3 protein-coding genes are annotated in these 3,083 nt (G+C 44.2%); all 3 read left to right on the forward strand.

Annotation, left to right across the window (positions count from 1 at the left end):
- Positions 1–1,544 (forward strand): ABC transporter ATP-binding protein (locus tag B2Y23_RS03690; RefSeq protein ID WP_291369092.1); only part of this gene is annotated, 1,544 nt, incomplete at its 5' end.
- A complete protein-coding gene (locus tag B2Y23_RS03695; RefSeq protein ID WP_291369093.1) occupies positions 1,544–1,993 on the forward strand; it encodes a MaoC family dehydratase in 450 nt (149 codons plus the stop codon). The genes B2Y23_RS03690 and B2Y23_RS03695, both read left to right, overlap by 1 nt.
- Positions 1,994–2,101: 108 nt before the next feature.
- A partial coding sequence (locus B2Y23_RS03700; RefSeq protein ID WP_291369095.1) for an AraC family transcriptional regulator occupies positions 2,102–3,083 on the forward strand: 982 nt, incomplete at its 3' end.

Consider the following 3,083-nt stretch of genomic DNA (forward strand, 5'->3'; position numbering starts at 1 on the left):
TCAAGCACCAGATTTTATACAGTACTTTTCCCATGCGTTTACGCTGGCGCTTTCATAATTTACTGTTACAGCAAAGCCTGGATTTTTTTCACAATGACTTTGCCGGGCGTTTATCGGCCAAAGTTATGCAAACCTCGCTTGCAGTACGTGAGTTCTGGGTAATTTTAGGTGACATGCTGGCTTATGTGCTGATTTACTTTGTCACCATCAGTTTTGTGCTGGGGTCAATTTCCCCCCTACTGATTTTGCCTCTGCTGCTTTGGCTGGTGCTGTTTATTTCTGCTGCCTGCTTTTTTATTCCACGTTTAAGCCGGATTTCAAGTCAACAGGCCGATGCCCGGGCAGTGATGACCGGTCGTGTTACGGATGCCTATACCAATATTCAAACCGTTAAATTATTTGCCCATGCTGGCCGTGAAAGTAAGTATGCCAAAGAGTCCATGCAAGACTTTATGATCACGGTGTATAAACAGATGCGTCTGGGCGCCCAGTACGAAATCAGCATAAATTTATTGAGTGTGGTTTTATATGTCGGAGTTTTAGGCACCGCCATTTGGCTCTGGATTGATGGTCAGGCGGAACTCGGTATTATTGCGGCAACGACTGCCATGATTTTAAAACTCAACAGTATTGCCGAGTTTATGATGTGGCAATCTTCTGCCCTGTTTGAAAATGTCGGTACCATTCAGGATGGCATGAAGACTTTAGGCCGTCCGATTCATATTCAAGACAAAATCGAAGCTCAACCTTTACAGGTCCAGCATGGTGAAATCAAATTTGAAGATGTCAGCTTTGCTTATCAAAATAAAAATGTGATTGATCATTTTAATTTAACCATTAAACCGGGTGAAAAAATTGGCATTGTCGGGCGTTCTGGTGCAGGAAAATCCACACTGATTCAACTGTTACTACATTTTTATGATATCAACCAAGGTCGTATTTCGATCGATAGCCAAAATATTCAAGATGTGACTCAGGACAGTCTGCGTAAAAATATTGCTTTTGTGACTCAAGATACCTCTTTGTTACATCGCACCGTGGCCGAAAATATTAAATACGGTCGTCCCGATGCAACAGATGAAGATATGTTTGAAGCGGTGCGTAAGGCCAAGGCGGAAGACTTTATTCCACAGCTTACTGATTTGCGTGGTAAAACCGGATATGAAGCCTATGTCGGTGAACGCGGTGTAAAACTGTCTGGTGGTCAACGTCAGCGTATTGCGATTGCCCGGGTATTTTTAAAAGATGCTCCTATCCTGATTTTAGATGAAGCCACCAGTGCGTTAGATTCTGAAGTTGAAGCGGCCATCCAGTCCAGTCTGGATGAACTGATGCAAGGCAAAACCGTCATTGCCATCGCGCATCGATTATCCACCATTGCGCAAATGGATCGTCTGGTGGTTCTAGATGAAGGCAGAATTGTAGAGCAAGGTACGCATGATGAACTGGTTGCATTAGGCGGCATTTATGCACATTTGTGGCAACGACAAACCGGCAGTTTTTTGATAGAACAACAGGCATTGAAGAAAAAGGAAGCGCATTAATGCTGTATTTAGAAGATATAAACGTCGGTGATCGTTTCATTAGCCGTGAATATGAAATGACCTTGGAGGAAATCAAGCAATTTGCGCATGTGTATGATCCTCAGGTTTTTCATACCGATGAAGATCAGGCCAAACAGCATCCGGTTTTTCAAGGTATTGCTGCCAGTGGCTGGCACACCTGTGCAGTGACCATGCGTTTATGGACGGAATGTTTTCCGGTCGCTTATGGTCTGATTGGTTCAGAGTCTAGTCTGCGCTGGCCACGTCCGACACGTCCTGGCGATAAGATTCATGTGGAAGTGGAAATTGTGGCAGTTACGCCATCAAAAAGTAAAACTGACCGCGCTATAGTCAGTTATGTGACCCAGGCCTTCAATCAGAATCATGATGTATTACTTATTTCCACCACTAAAATTTTGGTTTTTAAAAAAGAATACAAGCCTGACTAAGATTCGGGCTTTCAAAGTATTGTCGAACAATTTTAACAAGTTACGATTTCAATTCATGCCAATATGGTACCGACAAATAGAAAAACGAATAAATGCAATGGATGGCGCATGAAAACGATTTCTCCAAGACAGGATCAAGGAATACCAGGTGTTTATGGACTGCTGCTGTTAGATGTGGTGTCCCGTTGGGGCTATACTGCTGAAGCACTGTTTACCCCTTTTCACTTAAACAGTGAACAATTGGCAGATCCCAACTTTCGTATTCCGACCCCCGTTGCCAATGAACTGGTCAAACATGCACTACGCCTAACCGGTGAACCGACTTTAGGTTTCCATTTAGGAACCCAGATGCGTATCTCGATTCATGGCTTTATTGGCTATGCCATTATGACCGCGCATGATATTACCGATGCCTTAATCCTGGCGAACCGCTTTATTCAGCTACGTCTGCCTTTTTTACAGCTTTATTTTTCCACTTTTGGTGAAAAAGCCACGCTACAATTGCAATGTGACTTTGACCTTGAACCCCTGCGGACTGAAATTGCCATTGCCCTGACCTTTGGCATTATCACCATGGCCAAAGCCCTGACCGGTTGTGAAGATCTCTCTGGTGAGATTGATTTTGATTTTCCCAAACCGCCCGGTTTTGAACGCTATATGGCAAAATTCCCATCGCATCAGTTCCGTTTTGAACAGCCGCATTTGCTTTCCAGTTTTGATAAAAAATATCTCGGTTTAAAGATGGTCAATGCTGACCCGATTGCCAGCCAGATTGCGATTAACCAATGTGAAGCCGAATTGTCTGCCTTGGGTGAGCGCCGTCGCCTGGCCATGCGGGTACGTGATATTTTGACCAATTCAGAGCAGCATTATTTAAGCATCGAAAACGTTGCAGATCGTCTGCATATGTCCGATCGGACTTTAAAACGTCAATTGGCTGCCGAAGGTACTTCCTTCTCAACCCTCGTGGATGAAGTGCGCTATCGTCATGCGACTTCCCTGCTTTCACGTACTGATTACACCCTTGAGCAGATTGCCGATGAAATTGGCTATAGCGATGTGGCCAATTTCAGCCGTGCTTTTAAACGCT

The organism is Acinetobacter sp. UBA5934, from assembly GCF_002430855.1.
Lineage (GTDB): Bacteria > Pseudomonadota > Gammaproteobacteria > Pseudomonadales > Moraxellaceae > Acinetobacter.